The sequence below is a fragment of the Thalassovita sp. genome, assembly GCF_034670005.1.
Lineage (GTDB): Bacteria > Pseudomonadota > Alphaproteobacteria > Rhodobacterales > Rhodobacteraceae > Thalassobius.
The window spans coordinates 73,597-93,138 of record NZ_JAXMOH010000003.1 but is presented as its reverse complement, the minus strand read 5'-3'; the positions used below and the strand labels follow the sequence as shown (position 1 = coordinate 93,138).

Below are 19,542 nucleotides of genomic sequence, written 5' to 3'. Positions count from 1 at the left end.
TTACGCGTCGCGCGGTCAGCGGCACATATCTTTGATCCCTGCCGCGATCTCGGGCCGGGCAGCCAAGGTATCCACGGCGATTTCCTTGGCCGCGGCGACAACGTCGCCTTCGACCAGCCGGTCGACCAGACCAAAATCGACCGCCTCCTCGGCGGTGATTTTCTGACCGCCCATCAGGATCAGCTTGGTCCGGGCCGGACCGATCAGCGCCGCCATCCGTTTCGGATCGGATGGTTGCGGCAGATAGCCCAGTTTCATTACCGGGTAAAACACCTTGGCCCCCGGCACCGCCAGACGGATATCACAGGCCAGTGCCATGCCGTTGGCGCCGCCCGCCAGCGTGCCGTTCAGCGCCGCAATGGTCAGCCCCGGCAACGCCGCGATGGCGCCTGACAGGCGTTCCCACAGCGGCGAAGTCGCAAGCCCGGCCTTGGCTGCGTCCAGATCGGCCCCGGCGCTGAACACCTTGCCCGCACCGGTCAGGATCAGCACCCGGGCCGCCTGCGCGGATTCGGCGATTTCGCACAGCCGTTCCAGCATGTCGCCGGTCAGCGAATTGGCCTTGTCGGGGCGATTGATCGTGACGACCCAAAGCCCGTTATCCTGTTCCAGTTCGATCATGCCAGCCCCACCTGTTCGCGCACGTCGGCATCGCGCAGCGACACTTCTTCGCCGCACAGCCCGTCACCGGCGGGTCCACACATCCACAGCAGGCATTTGGCGGGCCATTCGGGGGGAACGTGGTCTTCCCAGTTCAGTTCCGAGACCGGGTTGATGCCGCTGGCCTTGATTTCGCGTTGCATCTGGGTCGCCACCGTGCCCGGCGACAGGCCCATGATGCGGATGCCCTTGTCGCGGCATTCCAGATCGGCGCAGCGGGTCAGCATCGCCGCCCCCGCCTTGGAGCTGCAATAATGGCTCCAGCCTTCCAGCGGGCTGTGTGCCGCGCCGGAACTGATGGTGATGATGGTGCCCGCGCCCTTTGCCACCATGCCCGGCAGTGCCGCCCGCATCCCGTTGAAAACTCCCTTGAGGTTGATGTCGATGGCAGTGCCCCAACCGTCGGCATCGGCTTCGAGAATCGAGGCTACGGGTTCGATCACACCGGCATTGTTGATCAGGATATCCAGACCGCCGAACCGGTCCACCGCAGCCGCAACGGCGCGGTCCATATCGCCATAGTCGGCAACGTCGCCGGTGACGGCAAGACCGCCGATTTCCGCCGCGATTTCTTCGATGGCATCGGCCGAGCGGGCCATCAGGACCACATTCGCCCCGGCCGCGGCGAATTCCCGCGCGGCGGCTGCACCGATACCGCGGCTGGCGCCGGTGATCAGGACTGTTTGACCTTTGATTTCTGTCATATTGCATCTCCTCAGTTGTGATCAGGGGTAAACCGCGCGCCGCGCCGGGTCCAGCCCGTATGCCCTTGACCCCGACAATTCAAAAGCGGAAGCTTACGGCAAGTTTATTGGGGGAAAGGTCCTTTCATGAAAAATGCTGTTACTTTCAAAACGCCGCTGATCGCGGCAATTCTTCTGTCCGCCACGGCTGCTTGGGCTGACGTCAAACCGACCGACGTCTGGGGCGACTGGAAATCGCAGCTGGCCGGGTACGGCTATGATATTTCGGCGCAGGAAAACATGTCAGGCGGCGATTTGCAGATTACCGACCTTAAGATGAACATCACGCTGCCCGAAGACGAGGGCACGGTTGACGTGGCGCTGACCGGGGTGAAGTTTCACGACAATGGCGACGGCACCGTTTCGGTTCAGCTCCCCGCGATCATGCCGATTGACGTTCATGTCGAGGCAAAGGACGAAAACCCGGTCGATATCACGGTGAATTACACCACCACCGGGCTGGCCATGGTGGTGTCGGGCACGCCCGAAAACATGACCACCACCTATTCTGCGGCATCAATGGGGATGGCGCTGGCTGGTATTGTGGAAAGCGGCAACCCCGTCGAAATGGGCGACGCCAATTTCACGCTGAACAACGTCAGTGGCAATTCCAGTACCGGCGGCACGGATATCAAGACCCGCAAACAGGATTTCCGCGCCGAGAGCCTGTTTTACCTCATCGACATGGCCAATCCCGACAATGCCGCCGACAAGGTGATGCTGAAGGGACAGTTGAACGGGCTGAGTTCCAATTTCGCCGCCGAGATGCCGAAGGGTGTCGACTTTCAGGATATGGCGGCCGCACTTGCCGCCGGTTTTTCGGTCGATGGCACGTTCGCACATCAGGGCGGCCAAGCCGAATTCGCCTTCTCCGGCGATGGGGACAACGCCAGCGGCAGCGGCAGTTCGAAATCGGGCCAGTTCACCGTACAGATGAATTCCGACAAGCTTGGCTACGCGTTTGAATCCACCGGTGCGCAGATGACCATGCAAGTGCCCGATCTGCCCTTCCCGGTAGAATTGGCGATGGCGAAATCCGGTTTCGCAATGGATATTCCGGTCGCCCAATCAGATGAGCCGCAGGATTTCCGTCTTGCATTCACACTGGGCGATTTCACCATTTCCGACATGATCTGGGGCATGTTCGATCCGGCGGGCCAATTGCCGCGCGATCCGGCGACCATCGCCATCGATCTGGTCGGCAAGGCCAAGGTCATGGCCAACATCTTCGATCCGGCGGAAATGGAAACGATCGGAGAGGCCGCACCCGGCGAATTGCACGCACTTGACGTCAAGGACCTGACCGTCCGCGCGGTCGGCGCCGAACTGACCGGCAAGGGCGCGTTTACCTTCGACAACACCGATATGGTGTCGTTCGATGGCATGCCACGCCCCGAAGGGGTGCTGAACCTGGCGCTGTCGGGGGGCAATGCGCTGCTGGACAAGCTGGTGGCGATGGGATTCATCCCCGAAGATGACGCCATGGGCACCCGGATGATGATCGGCATGTTCGCGGTGCCGGGCGACGGGCCCGACAGCCTGAAATCGACCATCGAGATCAACGATCAGGGCCATGTTCTGGCCAATGGTCAACGGCTGAAATAATCTAGCCAGAACGGTGCAATTTTGGGCTACGGGCAAATGTCCGTAGCCCTTTTTGTGCCGGTAACTTGCCGGGTAACTTGCACTGAGAGCCTTGGCGGTTTACCTGACTTGGACCTTTTGAATTGCGATTGAAGCCATGACCCAAAACCTGGACCAGTTGACCCATGCCCTACTTGACGCTGCGCGCAAGGCCGGGGCGGATGCGGCGGATGCCATCGCCGTGACCGACACCTCGGTGTCCATCGACGTGCGTGGCGGCGCACTGGAACAGGCCGACCGGTCCGAAGGCACCGATATCGGGTTGCGGGTCCTGATCGGGCAGCGGCAGGCCAATGTATCGTCGTCGGACACCCGGCCCGAAACATTGGCAATGATGGCCGAACGCGCGGTCGCCATGGCCAAGGAAGCCCCCGAAGACCCTTATATCGGCCTGGCCGATCCCGGCCAGCTGGCCCGGGACTGGGATATGGAGGCGCTGGAAATGGCCGATCCGACACCCGAACCCGACCCGGCCACATTGCAGGAAGATGCCTGCCGCGCCGAAGCGGCGGCTTTGGCGGTCGACGGGATAAGCCAGGTGCAATCGGCCAGCGCCGCCTATGGCAGGCGGTTTATTCATCTGGCCGCGAGCAACGGATTTTCCGGTGGCTATGCCCGTACCGACCGCGCCACCAGCTGCGTCGCCATCGCCGGCACCGGGACCGCGATGGAGCGCGATTATGACGGTGACATGCGCATTTTCCAATCCGACCTGCGCAGCCCCGAAGATATCGGCGAAACCGCCGCGCGGCGCACGGTCGAACGGGTGAATGCGCGCAAACCGAAAACCGGCAGCTATCCGGTGCTGTTCGACGAACGTATCGCCGCGTCGCTGATCGGGCACCTGTTGGGCGCGATCAATGGCAGCGCCATCGCGCGCGGGTCGTCGTGGTTGCTGGAGGCGATGGGCGAACAGGTTCTGCCCAAGGGATTTGACCTGATCGAAGACCCGTTGCGCCCGCGCGCCACCGGATCGCGCCCGTTCGATGCCGAAGGGTTGCCGACCAAACGCCGCGCCATTGTCAGCGACGGGATGCTGACCGGCTGGACGCTGGATCTGGCGACCGCGCGCAAGCTGGGACTGCAATCGACCGGCAACGCGGCGCGCGGCACCTCTGCGCCGCCATCGCCCGCGACGTGGAACGTGGCCCTGACCCAAGGCGACAAGACCCGGGATGATCTGATGCGGGACATGGGCACCGGTTTGCTGGTCACTTCGATGATTGGGTCCACGATCAACCCCAACAATGGCGATTATTCACGCGGGGCCAGCGGATTTTGGGTCGAAAACGGCGAAGTGCAATACCCGGTCAACGAATGCACCATCGCGGGCAACCTGCGCAGCATGCTGAAATCGGTTCAACCCGCCAACGATGCCCGCACCTACCTGTCCCGCGTGGTTCCTTCGCTTCTGGTCGAGGGGTTGACCCTTGCCGGCGACTGATCTGGACCTGCTGATCGAAGCGGCCCGCGAGGCCGGGGACATCGCCCTTGGGTATAGCGGTCCGACGGCGCGGGCATGGAACAAACCGGGCGATCAGGGCCCCGTGACCGAGGCCGACCTGGCGGTGAACAGCGCCCTGCATGCGCGGCTGATCGGGGCGCGTCCATCTTATGGCTGGTTGTCGGAAGAAGATGAAGACACCGCGCACCGGCTGACCCGGCCGCGGGTTTTCATCGTCGATCCACTGGATGGGACCCGCAGTTTCATCGAAGGGTCGCCGACATGGGCGCATTCGCTTGCGGTGGCGGAAAACGGCGTGGTGACGGCCGCCGCGATCTACCTGCCGGAGAAGGACAAGCTTTATACCGCCGCAGAAGGACAGGGTGCATTTCTGAACGGGCAACCGATCAAGGTGTCTGAACGGCAGGATTTGACCGGGGCGTCGGTTCTGGCGGCCAAGCCGAATTACACGCCGACCAACTGGAAGGGTCAGCAGGTGCCGGAGGTCAGACGATCCTACCGCCCATCGCTGGCCTATCGGCTGAGCCTTGTCGCCGAAGGCCGTTACGACGCGATGATGACCCTGCGCGACAGCTGGGAATGGGATATCGCGGCGGGCGATCTGATCCTGCGCGAAGCCGGTGCGACAGTGTCAGATGTCCGCGGCAGGCCGCTGCGGTTCAACAATCCCCATCCCAAGGTCAAGGGTGTGATCGCGGCAGGGGCCGCGGTGCATGGCGATATCGCCCGCCGCTTGGCCAACTGGCCGTAGGATAAATATATCCAACATTCCGGATATACAGAAGCCGCGTGAAGACACGCCGGTATCGCACCGATCCTGCGTCCCATCGTCCGGGTGGGACGGCCGCGCCATCGCCGCCTTGCGGCATAAGGCGTCACCGCGTAGATTGACCCCGTCCTGTCAGGAGACTTCAATGACCCAGCGCCTGCATCTCGTCTTTGGCGGCGAACTCGTCGATCCGTCCAAGAACGTTTTCAAGGATGTCGACGACATCCATATCGTCGGCATGTTCCCGGATTACAATTCGGCCTATGACGCCTGGAAATCCGAGGCGCAGCGGACCGTCGATAACGCCCATACCCGGTATTACATTGCCCATATCCATCGCCTGCGCGATGAAGAAGCGGAAGTGTCGCCGACCGAAGAACTGGGTTGATCGGGACCCGATGGCGCCTTCTCTCAGTCTGGTGGCCTATATGGCCCTTGCACGGCGCGCGCCACGCGACCGGATCGATTTCGATATCGACCGGCCCGACGGCGAACTGATCTGGGCGCATGTGTCGTCATTGCCCCGCGCCGCGGCGATCCTGCAACTGTTTCACCGGCTGGAATTGCTGCGCCCCGGGATCAGGTTCCTGTTGACCACGTCACCGGGGCTGTCGCGGCCCGATCACCTGAAACGCTGTGTGATCTGGCAGCAGATCCCCGAAGAATCGGTGCCTGCGATCCATCGGTTTCTGGACCATTGGCGCCCCGACCTTTGCCTGTGGACCAGCGGCCATCTGCGCCCGGCAGCAATTGAACTGACGGCGCGCAGCAATGTGCCGCTCTATCTGGTCGATGCCGAAGCGGCCGCGCTGGAAGAGGCGCGGTTTCGCTGGCTGCCGGATATGAGCCGCGGCATCCTGCGCCGGTTCCGCAAGATCATGGCCAGCGATGCCGCCGCCGCGCAACGGCTGCGCCGGATCGGGCTGTCAAGTGACGCCGTTCTGGCCATCGGGGCGTTACAGGAAGGCCGCGCGGCGCTCAATTGCGACGAAGCCACCCGTGACGCGCTGGCCGCGACGCTGGCCGGGCGGCCGGTCTGGCTGGCCGCGATGGTGCAGCATGACGAAATCGACATCGTGAGTCAGGCGCACCGGTCGGCGATGCGGTTCGCCCATCGGCAACTGCTGATCCTGGTGCCGGATGACGAAACCAAGGGGCCGCAGATCGCGCGCGAACTGCGCGCGCGCGGCTGGACCGTCGCGGAATGGTCGCAGGGCGATTATCCGGAAGAAACCACCCAGATCCTGTTGGCCGACACCCGTGGCGAAATGGGGCTGTGGTATCGGCTGTCGCCGATCACCTTCATGGGCAGTTCATTGTTATCGGGTCATGGTGGCCGCGACCCGTATGAACCTGGGGCGTTGGGATCGGCGATCCTTTATGGCCCCAATGTGAGCCGGTACCTGCCCGGCTACAGCCGGTTTTCCGCCGCTGGCGCGGCGCGGATCGTGCGCGATGCCGATACGCTGGCCAGCGCGGTGACGCAACTGTCGGCCCCCGATCAGGCTGCTGCAATGGCCCATGCCGCATGGGAGGTCAGTTCCTCGGGGGCGGAAGTGACCGATGCGGTGATCGAGATGATTCAGGACGAACTCGACCTGCGGGAGGCTTCGTGATGCGGGCCCCGCAGTTCTGGTTCACCCGTCCCGAGGCGCCCGCGGTCCGGGCGCGCCTGCTGGCGCCGCTGGGATGGCTTTATGCCGCCGCGACGGCGCGGCGGTTGCGCCGAGGCGATCCGTTTCGGGCAAAGGTTCCGGTGATCTGTGTCGGCAATCTGAACGCAGGCGGCACCGGCAAGACCCCGACCGCGGTGGCGCTGATCGAACGCCTGACCGCGATGGGCAAAGTCCCGGTGGTGGTATCGCGCGGCTATGGCGGATCCGAATCCGGGCCGGTGGCGGTCGATCCCGTGACCCATACGGCAGCGCAGGTGGGGGATGAACCGCTGCTGCTGGCCGCCTTTGCCAAGGTAGTGGTGGCTCGCGACCGCGCTGCGGGCGCGCGGCTGGCCTGCGATCTGGGCGCGGATGCAATCGTGATGGATGACGGGTTTCAGAACCCGGAACTGCACAAGGACCTGTCGATCATCGTGGTCGACGCCGCCAAGGGGTTTGGCAATGGCCGCTGCCTGCCGGCAGGGCCGTTGCGCGAACCGATGGCGGCGGGGATGAACCGCGCCGACATGCTGTTGTCGATCGGCGACCGGGAGGCGCAGGCAGCGTTCGCCGCGCAATGGTCGGGGGCGATCACCGTACCGCATCTGAGCGGACAGCTGGCACCGTTGCAGACCGGGATGGACTGGCAGGGCATGACGGTGCTGGCCTTTGCCGGAATCGGTCATCCGGAGAAGTTTTTCCGCACCCTGCGAAGCTTGGGGGCGGATGTCGTCCGGTGCGAGGCGCTGGACGATCACCAGATGCTGACGCCCGCCCTGCTGACCCGGTTGGAAACCGAGGCGCGTTTGCGCGGGGCGCAGATGGTGACGACCGAAAAGGATGCGGTGCGGCTGCCGGAAAACTTCCGGTCGAAGGTGGTGACGCTGCCGGTGCGGCTGGAGCTGGAGCAAGCAGCACAGCTGGACGAGATGCTGCGCGGGTTGTTCGGACAGTAAGGGGGCGCTGCCCCCACCGTTAAAAATCCTGTGGATTTTCAACGCCTCCCCCGGGATATTTTTGAACAGAAGAAGCGGATCAGCGGATAATCAGGCGGGTGCCCGGGGTGATCAGGCGGGCGATTTCGATCAGATGGTCGCGACGGAAGGCGATACAGCCCTCTGTCGGGTAATGCGGCCAGCGCCATTGGTGCAGGAAGATCGCCGATCCCTTGCCCGGCGTGGCGACGGGATAGTTCCAGTCGGTGATCAGCACGATGTCATACAGCGGATCGGCGCGGCGCAGGTGTTCGTGGCTGTGGGCATAGGGCGTGCGAACCGGGTGATTGTAATCGGGCTGCGTTGCATCGTCTGACCACAGGTCGTTTGGGCCGATCGGTTCGGCCCAGGCAGCAGGGCGCGGCATGCGGTCGGGGCGGTAGAGCATGCCGAGGATACGGTGGATGCCGATGGGGGTGGCGCCGTCGCCTTCATGCTTGTCATTGGTCAGCCCACTGCGGCCAATGCTGCAGGGGACATAGCGGCCCATGAACCGGATGCCGCGCGCTGTCAGCACCAGATCGACCGGGATCACAGCAGGTGCCCCGATTTCGCCGCCTTGGTGGCGAGATAGCCCCGGTTGTGATGGGTTTCACCGACTTTCAGCGGCACCCGTTCGACCACGTCGATGCCGTTCTTTTCCATCATGGCGATCTTGCGCGGGTTGTTGGTCAGCAGCCTGACCTGATCGAATCCCATTGATTTCAGGATGCTGGCCCCCAGTTTGAAATCGCGTTCATCGTCTTCGAAGCCAAGCCGGTGATTGGCCTCGACCGTGTCGAAACCCTGATCCTGCAGTGAATAGGCGCGCATCTTGTTGGCCAGCCCGATGCCGCGGCCTTCCTGATTGAGGTAAAGCAGGACACCGGCACCTTCGGCACCCATCTGGGCCAGTGCGCCGCGCAGCTGCGGGCCGCAATCGCATTTCAGCGACCCCATCACGTCGCCAGTGAAACAGGCCGAATGCAGCCGCGCCAATACCGGTTTGTCGCGCGGCGGCGACCCGATTTCGAAGGCGTAATGTTCCTCGCCGCCATCTTCGGGGCGGAAGATGTGCAGCCGGCCGGCCTCGGAGGCTTCGACTGGCAGGCGGGCGCTGACCACGGGATGCGGATACGGCGAGGCGGATAGCAGATCCGCAGCACGGACAGCATTGACAAGGGTCAGCGCATTTTCACCGGCAAAGACGTAAGGCGCAGGCAGAGACAGCACCAGAGCAGCGGGCAACAGACGCGCCGATTTGGTCAGTGTAACGGCAACCCGGTGCAGGTCGGCCGGGCCATCGCGCAGGGTTTGCAACGGCCCCTTCATCGGCGATTTCAGATCGTCGGCCGGATCGGCTACCCCGCGCAGCCATGTCATCGACGCATCGGGCGGCACTGCCACCCGGGCCAGATCAGTATCATAAGCACGCGCCTTGAGCGTTTCGGCCCGCCGCGCGGTGATCGCCAGAACCGGTTGTCCGCCCAGCGCGTGCAGATCGGCAAGCCGCTGTGCATCAAGCGTTTCAGCGGCCATGACCAGCGCGCCCGCACCATCCCCGACCAGCACGACCGGAACGCCCATGCGCAGGTCGGCGCGGGCGCGGGCGATGATTTCAGCAGTGTCGGGGGCAAAGCTCATGCCGGGTTCCTTCAAGGTCAGGCCTGTGACTTAGTCCTTTTTGTTGGAATTTGAAACATTTCCCGGGCAAAGAACACGTCCACGTGAGCGGATTGAAGCAAATCTTGTCAGAACCGTCAGCCAACCGCATGTCAGTATCACCAAAAGGCAAGGAGGCCGTGATCATGGGGCAGCTCAAAAAAATTCTACTGGTCGACGATGATGACGATCTGCGCGAGGCGCTGAGCGAACAATTGGTCATGACCGAAGATTTCGACGTCTTTGAAGCCGATTGTGGCGTCGAGGCAATGAAACGCATCAAGGAAGGAATATACGACCTGTTGATCCTTGATGTTGGATTGCCCGACACCGATGGCCGCGAGCTGTGCAAGCTGATGCGCAAGCAGGGGGTGAAAAGCCCGGTTCTGATGCTGACCGGCCATGACAGCGACGCCGATACCATTCTGGGGCTGGATTCAGGCGCCAATGATTACGTGACCAAGCCATTCCGGTTCCCGGTTCTGCTGGCCCGGATCCGGGCCCAGTTGCGTCAGCATGAACAATCCGAAGACGCGGTGTTCCAGTTGGGGCCGTATTCGTTCCGCCCGGCGATGAAGATTCTGGTGGACGAGGACGACAAGAAGATCCGGCTGACCGAGAAGGAAACGAATATCCTGAAATTCCTGTACCGGTCGTCCGAAGGCGTGGTGCCGCGCGATATCCTGCTGCACGAGGTCTGGGGCTATAATGCCGGGGTCACCACCCACACGCTGGAAACCCATATCTATCGTCTGCGGCAGAAAATCGAACCCGATCCATCGAATGCCCGCATCCTGATCACCGAAAGCGGAGGCTACAAGCTGGTCGCGTAAAAAATTGATCAGGATCAAGGAAAAATGATTCGTCTAAGAGTAATCATTAACTGATCCGTCGCATAAGCGGACATACTTATGCACCTCCCTGTTGGACTGGCCCGGGCCCTGGCCCGGGCGTTTTTCTTTGCAGCTGCCTGCAACGCTGCTAGGGTTTGCGGTATATTTTTCCGAATTTTTTTCAGGGACATTTTTGATGACGAGCGTCAAACACGCCCCGAAATCCGCCAAGACCTATGTCGACGCTGCGCAAAAGGGCGCGGCCAAACTGGCCGGTTGGTCGAAAGCTGCACAGAAGCTGGAAAAGGAAGGCAAGACGCTTGACGAGGTCGATGCCGTTCTTTCCAAACTGGCCTTCATGGCCAAGATCAGCACAACGTTGCAGGTCGTTTCCATGGGTCTGTCGGTGCTTGGCCTGTTCCTGCCGGCGACGAAAAGCAAAGAAGACAAAATCTACGACGCGATTGAGGATATTTCCGCCCATCTCGACCGTCTGGACACCGAAGTTCATGGGCTGATCGCGGCGATCAAGGACTCCACCTCGCGCGGCGTACTGGAAACCAATATCAGTCATATCAACACCGCATATGGTTACATGGCTTCGATCGCCGCGAAGAAGAAAAAGGGCGAAGATTACAGTCAGGATCTGACCGACCTGGCCACGGTCGATCTGGTGCAGTTGAAGACCGCAGTTGGCGTCATCCGCGATTACGTAACCGGCACCCCGTTGGCGCCGAACCTGCTGCAACTGGTGTTCACCGAAAGCTATGGCCACATACAAACAATGACAATTCTGGCCGATTTCCTAAACCACAAGGCCGAACTTGCCATCGGCGCAGCCGCAGCCGCGGCCGCAGCGAAAAAAGAGGTCGCCGGTATCACCCTGAGCGATGCCGACAAGATCAAGATCGCCGAAAACATCGAAGGCGATGCAACCATTCCGTCGGATTATGCCGGGCTGCTGAAAACCATATCGGCCGCGTGCCACAAATGGGTACGGTCCTGCGCCGTGCAGTCCGATTACCGGGGCCAGATCGACAGGTATCTGCGTGACAAGGTGCTGACGGACAAGTCGCTGGACAAGACCGATCATCAGGGCAATGCCGAGATGATCGTCAAGGCGCTGTCGGCGAATTGGACCTGGATCAATTTCACCGCGATTTCATATGACCCGATCAGTTCTTTTGAAAAGCACGGCTGTGTAAGTCACGGCAAGGGCAACCGGATGCTGACCTATTTCCGCGAACCGGCGGCGAATGGCGACAAGGTCAATCTGGTGATCTATTTTGCGCCCCGCACCAAGGCGAAGACCGGCAGCTGGGATATCGCCGGGGCCGAGGCGGAAACCAACACGTACCGAAGATTGGCAATTCAGTCGGTCGATATAACTCTGAATTCCCATAAGCGGGTCGGGTTCACTTATTGGAATGAAACCCATGCCGACGATGTGCGCGACTATTTCCATTATTACTCGGGAATTGCCCATGCCAGCACACCGAAAGACTGGCACGGCGACATGTTGTGGACCGGTTGGAACAATGGCGACCAAATCGAGGAATTAGGCGGCAGCGACCAATTCTTTGGCATCTGTTCACACAATCCCGCCTTGCTGAAGCGCGGTCGGATCGAATTTGATCGGGGCGGGAACCTCTTTCACTATCTGACCGGCTATTACGCGCTGGCGGTTTGGGACGACGCGTCTTAACGGTCAATCGCCCTGCCCTCAGAACGTCCGTCGCGGGTTGAGCCGTGGGCCACAAGCGCCTAGTTTCCCCCCAGCCTTATCGGAGACACTGAATGCCCTTCACCCTTGCCACCTGGAACATCAATTCGGTCCGCCTGCGCGAACCGATCGTCTGCAAGCTTCTGGCCGAGGAAGGGCCCGATATCCTGTGCCTGCAGGAATGCAAAAGCCCGGTCGACAAGATCCCGACCGAAGCGTTCCGCGAGCTGGGCTATGGCCATATGGTGGCGCGCGGGCAGAAGGGATATAACGGCGTGGCGATCCTGTCGAAACTGCCGATCGAGGATGTGGGGGATAAGGATTTCGCCTCCCTCGGACATGCCCGCCACGTGGCCGGGCGGCTCGAAAACGGCGTGACGATCCACAATTTCTATGTCCCCGCAGGCGGCGACAAGCCGGACCGCGAAGTGAACGAAAAATTCGGTCAGAAACTGGATTACCTGACCGAGATGCGCGACTGGTTCCATTCCGACCGGCCGGAAAAGGCAATTCTGGTCGGCGACCTGAATATCGCCCCGCGCGAAGACGATGTATGGTCGCATAAACAATTGCTGAAAATCGTCAGCCACACGCCGGTGGAGGTGGATCACCTGCACGACGTGATGGAAGCGGGCAAATGGGCCGACGTCACCCGCAACGATATTCCCGAGGGCAAGCTGTATTCTTGGTGGTCCTACCGCGCCCGCGATTGGGACGCCGCCGACAAGGGCCGCCGATTGGATCACATCTGGGCCACCGGCGACATCCGCAACGCCGGACATTCCAGCCGCGTGTTGCGCGAAGCGCGGGGATGGGAAAAGCCGTCCGATCACGCGCCGGTTTTTGCGACGTTCGATCTTTGAGCATCTGCGACGACGCTGCAACCTTGGAATCCGTGCCGTCAGGGGGCATATAAAGGCAAACGCGAAATCCCAAGGATAGGGTTGTCATGCTAGAACTAGGTTCCACCCCGCCCGCCGCCGATCTGATCAAGGACGTGACCGAGGCCAATTTCATGGCCGATGTCATCGAAGCCAGTCAGGACGTGCCTGTCATCGTCGATTTCTGGGCGCCGTGGTGCGGTCCGTGCAAGACGCTGGGCCCGATGCTGGAAGAGGCCGTGACCAAGGCAGGCGGTGCCGTCAAGATGGCCAAGGTCGATGTCGATCAGAACCAGATGCTGGCGCAGGCGCTGGCACAGCAAGGGTTGCCGCTGCAATCAATCCCGACCGTCGTGGCCTTTGTCAAAGGCCGCCCCATCGACATGTTTCAGGGCGCGGTGCCCGGGTCTGAAATCGATGCCTTCATCAAGCGCGCGATCGAAGCGGGCGGCGGTGAGGCCGATGGCGGTCTGGAGGAAGCGCTGGCCGCAGCCGAGGACATGCTGAACGAAGGCGCGGTGGACGACGCCGCACAGACCTTTGCCGCCATCGCCGAGGAAGACCCGATGAACGCCGAGGCCTTTGGCGGGCTGGCGCGCTGCCAGATCGCGCTGGGTCAGCTGGATCAGGCCGAGGCGGTGCTGAACGGCGTTCCGGCAGAAATTTCCACCGCTGCCCCGATCGAGGCGGCCCATGCGCAACTGGAACTGGCGCGGCAGGCGGCCAATTCGGGTCCGCTGGACGATTTGAAGGCGGCGGTCGACGCGGCACCCGACGATTTGCAGGCGCGGTTCGATCTGGCTCAGGCGCTCTATGCCGATGGTCAGGCGGAGGCGGCGGTCGACGAACTGCTGGACCTGTTCCGGCGTGATCGGGATTGGAATGAAGGCGCGGCCAAGCAGCAGCTTTTCACCATCTTCGACGCGCTCAAGCCGGAAGATCCGGTGGTGCTGAATGGCCGTCGCAAGCTGAGCTCGATGATATTTGCCTGAGCGCCCGTCCGGGCTATGTCTTTGACCATGACAAGACATGTCGATCTGCCAGATACCATCCCTGTGTTTCCGCTGCCCGGTGCGCTGCTGCTGCCCCGGGCGCGGTTGCCGCTGCATATCTTTGAGCCACGCTATCTGACGATGCTGGAAGATGTATTGAAAACGCCGGCGCGGCTGATCGGCATGGTGCAGCCCTGCATGGTGCCGGGAAATGGTGGCAACAGGTTGCAGCAGATCGGCTGTGCCGGACGGGTCACGCAGTTTTCCGAAACCGAGGACGGGCGGTACATGATCACGCTGACCGGAATTTCACGGTTCCGCGTCCGCAACGAGATTGAAGGTTTCAGCCCTTACCGGCGCTGCGACGTGTCATGGGCCGGTTTCGAAAAGGATCAGGGCGCGGAAGAACACGATCCGGGGCTGAACCGGGACGGTTTCATGGACCTGCTGTCGCGTTTTTTCCAACTGCGCGGGCTGAATGCCGATTGGGGCAATCTGTCTGATGCCGATGACGAACTGATGATCAATTCGCTGTCGATGATGCTGGATTTCGCGCCCGAGGATAAACAGGCCCTGCTGGAAGCGCCCTGCCTGTCCACGCGACGCGAAACGCTTGTCACGCTGATCGAATATGCGCTACGTGGCGGCGAGCATGAGGAGACGGTACAATGACCGAAACACACCTGTTCGACCGCCATATGCTGGAAGCGTTGATTTGTCCGGTCAGTCATGGCCGGCTGGATTATGACGCAGAGGCGCAGGAGTTGGTGTCGAAATCGGCCAAGCTGGCCTTTCCGATCCGCAACGGTATTCCGATCATGTTGGTCGATGAGGCGCGCAAGCTGGACTGACGGGCGGACTGGCGCTTGCCCGGCGGCCTGACGGCTTTGTTCCGGGCTGGTGCCGCGCACCGAAATCCTGACATAAGAATTCAGGCGGGCGCTTTAGCGTCCCAACAACGCCAGCGTCTTGTCGCAGCGCTGACCATTGTAAAACGCGTTCAGCACCTCGGTGAAAATCGGGTCCGCCGCGGGCAGTTCGGCAAATAACGTGGCCGAGCTGCGCAGCTTCAGGGCGTCGATGCCGCCAAGAATTTCTTCGGCCGGGCGACCTTTATGGGTCAGCATAAGCGCCATCATGTGCCGCAACCGCGCGCCCAGCACCGGGTGGGCGAGATAGGCCGCGGCCTCGTCCAGATCCGCGATGCCGTAAAGCTGGGCGAAATTGGACCGGCCCAGTCCGCGCAGCTGCGGATAGACATACCAGATCCAGTGGGTCAGTTTCCGGCCTTGGGTGATTTCCCGCTCGGCATCGGCGTAGTTGCGTTCCTGCGCCAGCAAAAACCGGTCGAGCCCGTCCTGTTTCATAGCGCCTTCCGTTCCGCCGGATCAAGCGGACGACTGGGCACCCAAGCATAGCCATTGTCACAAAGGATCACGGCTTCACGCAATCCATGCGGTTTGTCGGTCGGGTCCTGCAATACCACCGCGCCCGCCGCAATCGCCCGTTCGGCGGCCCTGTCCGGATCACTGTGGTAAAGCCGGATTTCGACCCCTGCCCCACGCGGTGGGTTTTCCGGCAAGAGACTGATCAGGGGATGGCCGGAAAAGGTGCCGTCGCTGTGCAATTGCAGCAGATGACCATGATAGGGGACGATGGCAAAATCGACCGACACCCGCTGCGCCCTGACACCGAATACATCGCCCAGAAACGCCACCTGGGCCTGAACATCATGCACCAGCAGGTTCAATCCGATCCCGGTCAGCGCGGCACCGAAATCTTCTGGGGATACCGTTTCGAAATCCATCTCAGCTTCAAAACCCTACATAGGTGCAGGAATGGTTGAACCTGCCCGGGTCCCGTGTCAACGTCAGTTGCAAAACAGGATAACGCAATGACCCCCAGCGCCCCCGACCTCAGGATCGAAACGCCAACATTGCCCGACGCCGAAGCCTTTGGCGATGCTGCCGCCGCCGTTGCCCGGCTGGAAGAGCTGTACGATGGCGCGGTCGATTTTCTGAGCCAGAATTTCCGCAGCACGATGGCAAATGGCAGGGCCGATTGCCGCTACCGCGCATTCTATCCCGAGGTCCGGGTAACGACCACCACATTCGCCAAGATCGACAGCCGGTTGAGTTTCGGCCACCTGTCTGAACCCGGCAGTTTCGCAGCCACCATCACCCGGCCCGACATGTTCCGCAATTACCTTGAGCAACAAATCGGGCTGCTGATCGAAAATCATGGCGTCCCGGTGGTGGTCGGGGTCGGCGACACCCCGATGCCGGTGCATTTCGCGGTGGCGAATGAAACCGACATGACGGTGCCGCAGGAAGGCGCGGGCGATTTCATCCTGCGCGACGTGTTCGACGTGCCGGACCTGAGCACCACCAATGACGATATCGTCAATGGCACCTACCAGGTCCCTGCCGACGGAACCCAGCCCCTGGCCCCGTTCACCGCGCAACGGGTGGATTATTCGCTGGCCCGGCTGTCCCATTACACCGCCACCGACCCCGAACATTTCCAAAACCACGTCTTGTTCACCAACTACCAGTTCTATGTGTCGGAATTCGAAGCCTATGCACGAAAGATGCTGGCCGATGCAGATAGTGGTTACACGTCTTTCGTGGCGACCGGGAACGCCGAGATTACCACGCCGGATCAGGATTTACCGCACGCCGACAAGATGCCGCAAATGCCGACCTATCACCTGAAACGCGCAGGCGGGTCGGGGATCACGCTGGTCAATATCGGGGTTGGACCGTCGAACGCGAAAACCGCAACAGACCACATTGCGGTGCTGCGTCCGCATGCCTGGATCATGGTCGGTCATTGTGCCGGGCTGCGGTCGAGCCAGAATCTGGGCGATTTCGTTCTGGCCCATGCCTATCTGCGCGAAGACAAGGTGCTGGACGACGACCTGCCGGTTTGGGTGCCGGTGCCGGCATTGGCGGAAATCCAGATCGCGCTGGAACAGGCGGTGGCGACGGAAACCCAGCTGGAAGGCTATGACCTGAAGCGGGTGATGCGCACCGGTACGGTGGCCAGTCTGGACAACCGGAACTGGGAACTGCGCGATACGTCCGGACCGGTACAGCGGCTGAGCCAGTCGCGCGCGGTGGCACTGGATATGGAAAGCGCGACCATCGCGGCGAACGGATTCCGGTTCCGGGTCCCCTATGGCACGCTGTTATGTGTCAGCGACAAACCACTGCATGGCGAATTGAAACTGCCCGGTATGGCCTCTGATTTCTATAAAACACAGGTGTCGCGGCATTTGCTTATTGGCATTCGGGCGATGGAACGGTTAAGGAAAATGCCATTGGAACGCATCCATAGCCGCAAATTGCGCAGTTTTGACGAGACTGCGTTCCTTTGACCTAGAGTAAATCGTACTTTTTTACTGGTTTTGCCCTTGTTGCCGGACACAATTCGTTGTGTTTATACGCGACATACAGTTAAATACGCGCAATGAGGCCCAAGTGATCGGGCAGATTAAGGAGACCAACAAATGGCAAAACCGATGACCAAGACTCAGCTTGTAGCTGCTCTGGCTGAAGAAATGGGCGCAGAGAAGAAAACCGCTGGCGCGGCTCTGGACGCCGTCGTAGCGATCATCACCAAAGAAGTTTCTGCCGGCGGCGCAGTGACCCTGCCCGGTATCGGCAAAATCTACTGCCGTGAACGCCCCGAGCGTATGGTGCGCAACCCCGCCACCGGCGAACAGATCAAGAAAGAAGCCGACAAGGTCGTGAAAATGACCATCGCGAAAGCGCTGAAAGACAGCGTGAACGGCTAATCTTGCATCTTCGGCAAGTTTCGGAAAGGGTCGCCTCGGGCGGCCCTTTTCCATTTGGGCCGGGGCCTGTGGAGGATAAGGTTTCAAGATGAATTTGCGTGCTATGGCGATGGGGCTGGCCTTTGCCCTGATGTGGTCTTCGGCCTTTACCTCGGCGCGGGTGATTGTCGCCTATGCACCGCCAATGGCATCGCTGTCGCTGCGGTTTCTGGTGTCGGGGCTGCTGGGGATCGGGATCGCGCTGGCGCTGGGTCAGAATTTCCGGCTGAGCCGGGCGCAATGGCGGGCGACCATCGTTTTCGGTATCTGTCAGAACGCGCTTTATCTGGGACTGAATTTCATCGCGATGCAAACGGTCGAGGCGTCGCTGGCGTCGATCGTCGCGTCGACCATGCCGCTGATGGTGGCGCTGGCAGGGTGGGTCGTGTTCCGCGACCGGCTGTCGGTTCTGGGCACCGCCGGGTTGGTTCTGGGCGTGATCGGCGTGACGCTGATCATGGGCGCACGGATCGAGGCCGGGGTGGATCGTTACGGTCTGGCGCTGTGCTTTATCGCCGCCGCCGCGCTGACGGTGGCGACATTGTCGGTGCGCGGCGCATCGTCGGGCGGCAACGTGATGATGATCGTCGGGTTACAGATGCTGGTCGGGTCGGTTTGCCTGGCGGTGACGGCGGTGCTGTTTGAACCGTGGCATCTGACGCTGAACTGGCAATTGGGCGTGGCCTTTGCCTATACCACGCTGGTGCCGGGTCTGGCTGCGACATGGGTCTGGTTTACTCTGGTCAACCAGATCGGCGCTGTGAAAGCCGCCACGTTCCATTTCCTTAACCCGTTTTTCGGCGTCGCCATTGCGGCCGCCTTGTTGGGGGAACGGCTGGGCCTGCTGGACGTGATCGGCGTTGTGGTGATCGCGGCGGGCATTCTGGCGGTGCAGCTTTCGAAACAAAAGCCCACGGCGAAGTGATCCCGCGTCAGGGCTTTGTTGGATGACAGGGTCGTGCTGCCTGCGCATTCTGGCGCAATGGAATTGTTGTTTGGATATCTCGCCGGGTTGCTGACGCTGATCAACCCCTGCGTTCTGCCGGTGCTGCCAATCGTGCTGACCGGGGCGCTGCAGGCGCATCGGTTGGGACCAGTCGCCCTGGCAGCGGGGATGAGCCTGGCTTTCGTATCGCTGGGGCTGCTGGTGTCCGCGTTTGGCTTTGCTCTGGGACTGAACGAACAGATGTTGGCGCAGGCAGGGGCGGTTTTGATGCTGGGCTTTGGCCTGATCCTGCTGTCACCAAGGGTCGGAATGGTCTTTTCCAGCGCCACAGCCGGGTTTTCCAGCCGCGCCGACGCGCGGCTGGACGGGATGGATCAAAATCATCTGGGCGGGCAGTTTTTGTCCGGGCTGCTGTTGGGCGCGGTGTGGAGCCCCTGTATAGGTCCAACATTGGGCGGAGCCATCGCATTGGCGGCGCAAGGCAGCAATCTGGGCTGGGCCGCAACCATTATGACCAGCTTTGCACTGGGCGTATCGAGCATCATTCTGGCTCTTGGCTATGGCGCACGCGGGGTATTGAGCCGCCACAAGCCGCTGATGCGGGCGCTGGCAGAACGGGCGCGGCCACTGATGGGGGTGGTGTTCATCATCGTCGGGACCGCCATCCTGTTTCGTCTGCACCATCTGATCGAGGCCTGGGCGGTTCAGGCCCTGCCGATCTGGATTCAGGACCTCTCGGTTCGGTTTTAATGAAAGG

Annotated in this window: 22 protein-coding genes; 16 read left to right on the top strand and 6 right to left on the bottom strand. The window is 61.4% G+C overall.

All coding sequences use genetic code 11. The features are described 5' to 3' along the window. Positions 1-15: 15 nt before the first annotated feature. Both VOI23_RS07950 and VOI23_RS07945 read right to left on the bottom strand, forming a co-directional pair. Positions 16-621 carry an enoyl-CoA hydratase/isomerase family protein gene (locus VOI23_RS07950; RefSeq protein WP_323783897.1) on the bottom strand — a complete coding sequence of 202 codons (606 nt, stop codon included), beginning with the start codon at positions 619-621 and terminating at the stop codon, positions 16-18. Continuing rightward, positions 618-1,364, bottom strand: a complete 747-nt coding sequence (locus VOI23_RS07945; protein ID WP_323783895.1) for an SDR family oxidoreductase — start codon at positions 1,362-1,364, stop codon at positions 618-620. The genes VOI23_RS07950 and VOI23_RS07945 overlap by 4 nt, the downstream gene beginning before the upstream one ends. A 126-nt stretch (positions 1,365-1,490) precedes the next feature. Between VOI23_RS07945 and VOI23_RS07940 the strand changes: the two genes are divergently transcribed. The 6 genes from VOI23_RS07940 (at position 1,491) to lpxK (ending at position 7,892) form a co-directional block, all read left to right on the top strand. Further along, complete coding sequence (locus VOI23_RS07940; RefSeq protein ID WP_323783892.1) at positions 1,491-3,008, top strand: DUF2125 domain-containing protein; 1,518 nt, start codon at positions 1,491-1,493, stop codon at positions 3,006-3,008. Positions 3,009-3,144: 136 nt separating this feature from the next. Beyond that, positions 3,145-4,491, top strand: coding sequence for a TldD/PmbA family protein (locus VOI23_RS07935; protein ID WP_323783890.1), 1,347 nt, complete (start codon positions 3,145-3,147; stop codon positions 4,489-4,491). Next, entirely contained in the window at positions 4,478-5,263 is a 786-nt protein-coding gene (locus VOI23_RS07930; RefSeq protein WP_323783888.1) for a 3'(2'),5'-bisphosphate nucleotidase CysQ, read from the top strand. Before VOI23_RS07935 ends, VOI23_RS07930 begins: the two co-directional genes overlap by 14 nt. A gap of 163 nt (positions 5,264-5,426) precedes the next feature. Then, positions 5,427-5,669, top strand: coding sequence for a DUF4170 domain-containing protein (locus VOI23_RS07925; RefSeq protein ID WP_323783886.1), 243 nt, complete (start codon positions 5,427-5,429; stop codon positions 5,667-5,669). A gap of 10 nt (positions 5,670-5,679) precedes the next feature. Next, positions 5,680-6,897: a 3-deoxy-D-manno-octulosonic acid transferase gene (locus VOI23_RS07920; protein WP_323783884.1), complete on the top strand. Its 1,218-nt coding sequence runs from the start codon at positions 5,680-5,682 to the stop codon at positions 6,895-6,897. Continuing rightward, a complete protein-coding gene (gene lpxK, locus VOI23_RS07915; RefSeq protein WP_323783882.1) occupies positions 6,897-7,892 on the top strand; it encodes a tetraacyldisaccharide 4'-kinase in 996 nt (331 codons plus the stop codon). The genes VOI23_RS07920 and lpxK overlap by 1 nt, the downstream gene beginning before the upstream one ends. A gap of 79 nt (positions 7,893-7,971) precedes the next feature. On the opposite strand, the gene VOI23_RS07910 is transcribed toward lpxK, so the two are convergent. Continuing rightward, a complete protein-coding gene (locus tag VOI23_RS07910; RefSeq protein WP_323783880.1) occupies positions 7,972-8,466 on the bottom strand; it encodes a L,D-transpeptidase family protein in 495 nt (164 codons plus the stop codon). Continuing rightward, positions 8,463-9,554, bottom strand: coding sequence for a GTP cyclohydrolase II (gene ribA, locus VOI23_RS07905; protein ID WP_323783879.1), 1,092 nt, complete (start codon positions 9,552-9,554; stop codon positions 8,463-8,465). The genes VOI23_RS07910 and ribA overlap by 4 nt, the downstream gene beginning before the upstream one ends. Positions 9,555-9,718: 164 nt before the next feature. Here ribA and VOI23_RS07900 point away from each other — a divergent pair, with 164 nt between their 5' ends. The 6 genes from VOI23_RS07900 (at position 9,719) to VOI23_RS07875 (ending at position 14,852) form a co-directional block, all read left to right on the top strand. Further along, positions 9,719-10,405: a response regulator transcription factor gene (locus tag VOI23_RS07900; RefSeq protein ID WP_323783876.1), complete on the top strand. Its 687-nt coding sequence runs from the start codon at positions 9,719-9,721 to the stop codon at positions 10,403-10,405. A 196-nt stretch (positions 10,406-10,601) separates the two neighbouring features. Further along, a complete protein-coding gene (locus VOI23_RS07895) occupies positions 10,602-12,110 on the top strand; it encodes a hypothetical protein (protein WP_323783874.1) in 1,509 nt (502 codons plus the stop codon). A 92-nt stretch (positions 12,111-12,202) separates the two neighbouring features. Then, a complete protein-coding gene (locus VOI23_RS07890) occupies positions 12,203-12,991 on the top strand; it encodes an exodeoxyribonuclease III (RefSeq protein WP_323783872.1) in 789 nt (262 codons plus the stop codon). An 86-nt stretch (positions 12,992-13,077) separates the two neighbouring features. Then, the gene (locus VOI23_RS07885) at positions 13,078-14,001 is read left to right on the top strand and encodes a co-chaperone YbbN (RefSeq protein ID WP_323783870.1); all 924 of its coding nucleotides are present in this window, start codon (positions 13,078-13,080) and stop codon (positions 13,999-14,001) included. Between the two features lie 27 nt (positions 14,002-14,028). Next, on the top strand, positions 14,029-14,673 hold the full coding sequence (locus VOI23_RS07880) for an LON peptidase substrate-binding domain-containing protein (protein ID WP_323784508.1): 645 nt from the start codon (positions 14,029-14,031) through the stop codon (positions 14,671-14,673). Further along, the gene (locus VOI23_RS07875; RefSeq protein WP_323783868.1) at positions 14,670-14,852 is read left to right on the top strand and encodes a Trm112 family protein; all 183 of its coding nucleotides are present in this window, start codon (positions 14,670-14,672) and stop codon (positions 14,850-14,852) included. Before VOI23_RS07880 ends, VOI23_RS07875 begins: the two co-directional genes overlap by 4 nt. A gap of 93 nt (positions 14,853-14,945) precedes the next feature. Here the strand turns inward: VOI23_RS07875 and VOI23_RS07870 are convergent, their stop codons facing one another. Both VOI23_RS07870 and VOI23_RS07865 read right to left on the bottom strand, forming a co-directional pair. Next, a complete protein-coding gene (locus tag VOI23_RS07870; protein WP_323783866.1) occupies positions 14,946-15,368 on the bottom strand; it encodes a DUF1810 domain-containing protein in 423 nt (140 codons plus the stop codon). Further along, positions 15,365-15,808: a VOC family protein gene (locus tag VOI23_RS07865; RefSeq protein WP_323783864.1), complete on the bottom strand. Its 444-nt coding sequence runs from the start codon at positions 15,806-15,808 to the stop codon at positions 15,365-15,367. Before VOI23_RS07865 ends, VOI23_RS07870 begins: the two co-directional genes overlap by 4 nt. 87 nt (positions 15,809-15,895) lie before the next feature. On the opposite strand from VOI23_RS07865, the gene VOI23_RS07860 reads away from it, so the two are divergent. The 4 genes from VOI23_RS07860 to VOI23_RS07845 all read left to right on the top strand — a co-directional run bounded on the left by VOI23_RS07860 (position 15,896) and on the right by VOI23_RS07845 (position 19,535). Beyond that, positions 15,896-17,380 (top strand): AMP nucleosidase, encoded by a 1,485-nt coding sequence (locus VOI23_RS07860; protein ID WP_323783862.1) that lies wholly within the window; start codon positions 15,896-15,898, stop codon positions 17,378-17,380. Between the two features lie 132 nt (positions 17,381-17,512). Next, positions 17,513-17,800: an HU family DNA-binding protein gene (locus tag VOI23_RS07855; RefSeq protein WP_058261462.1), complete on the top strand. Its 288-nt coding sequence runs from the start codon at positions 17,513-17,515 to the stop codon at positions 17,798-17,800. Between the two features lie 88 nt (positions 17,801-17,888). Next, complete coding sequence (locus VOI23_RS07850; protein WP_323783859.1) at positions 17,889-18,764, top strand: DMT family transporter; 876 nt, start codon at positions 17,889-17,891, stop codon at positions 18,762-18,764. A gap of 18 nt (positions 18,765-18,782) precedes the next feature. Beyond that, positions 18,783-19,535 carry a cytochrome c biogenesis CcdA family protein gene (locus tag VOI23_RS07845; protein WP_323783857.1) on the top strand — a complete coding sequence of 251 codons (753 nt, stop codon included), beginning with the start codon at positions 18,783-18,785 and terminating at the stop codon, positions 19,533-19,535. Positions 19,536-19,542: the final 7 nt, after the last annotated feature.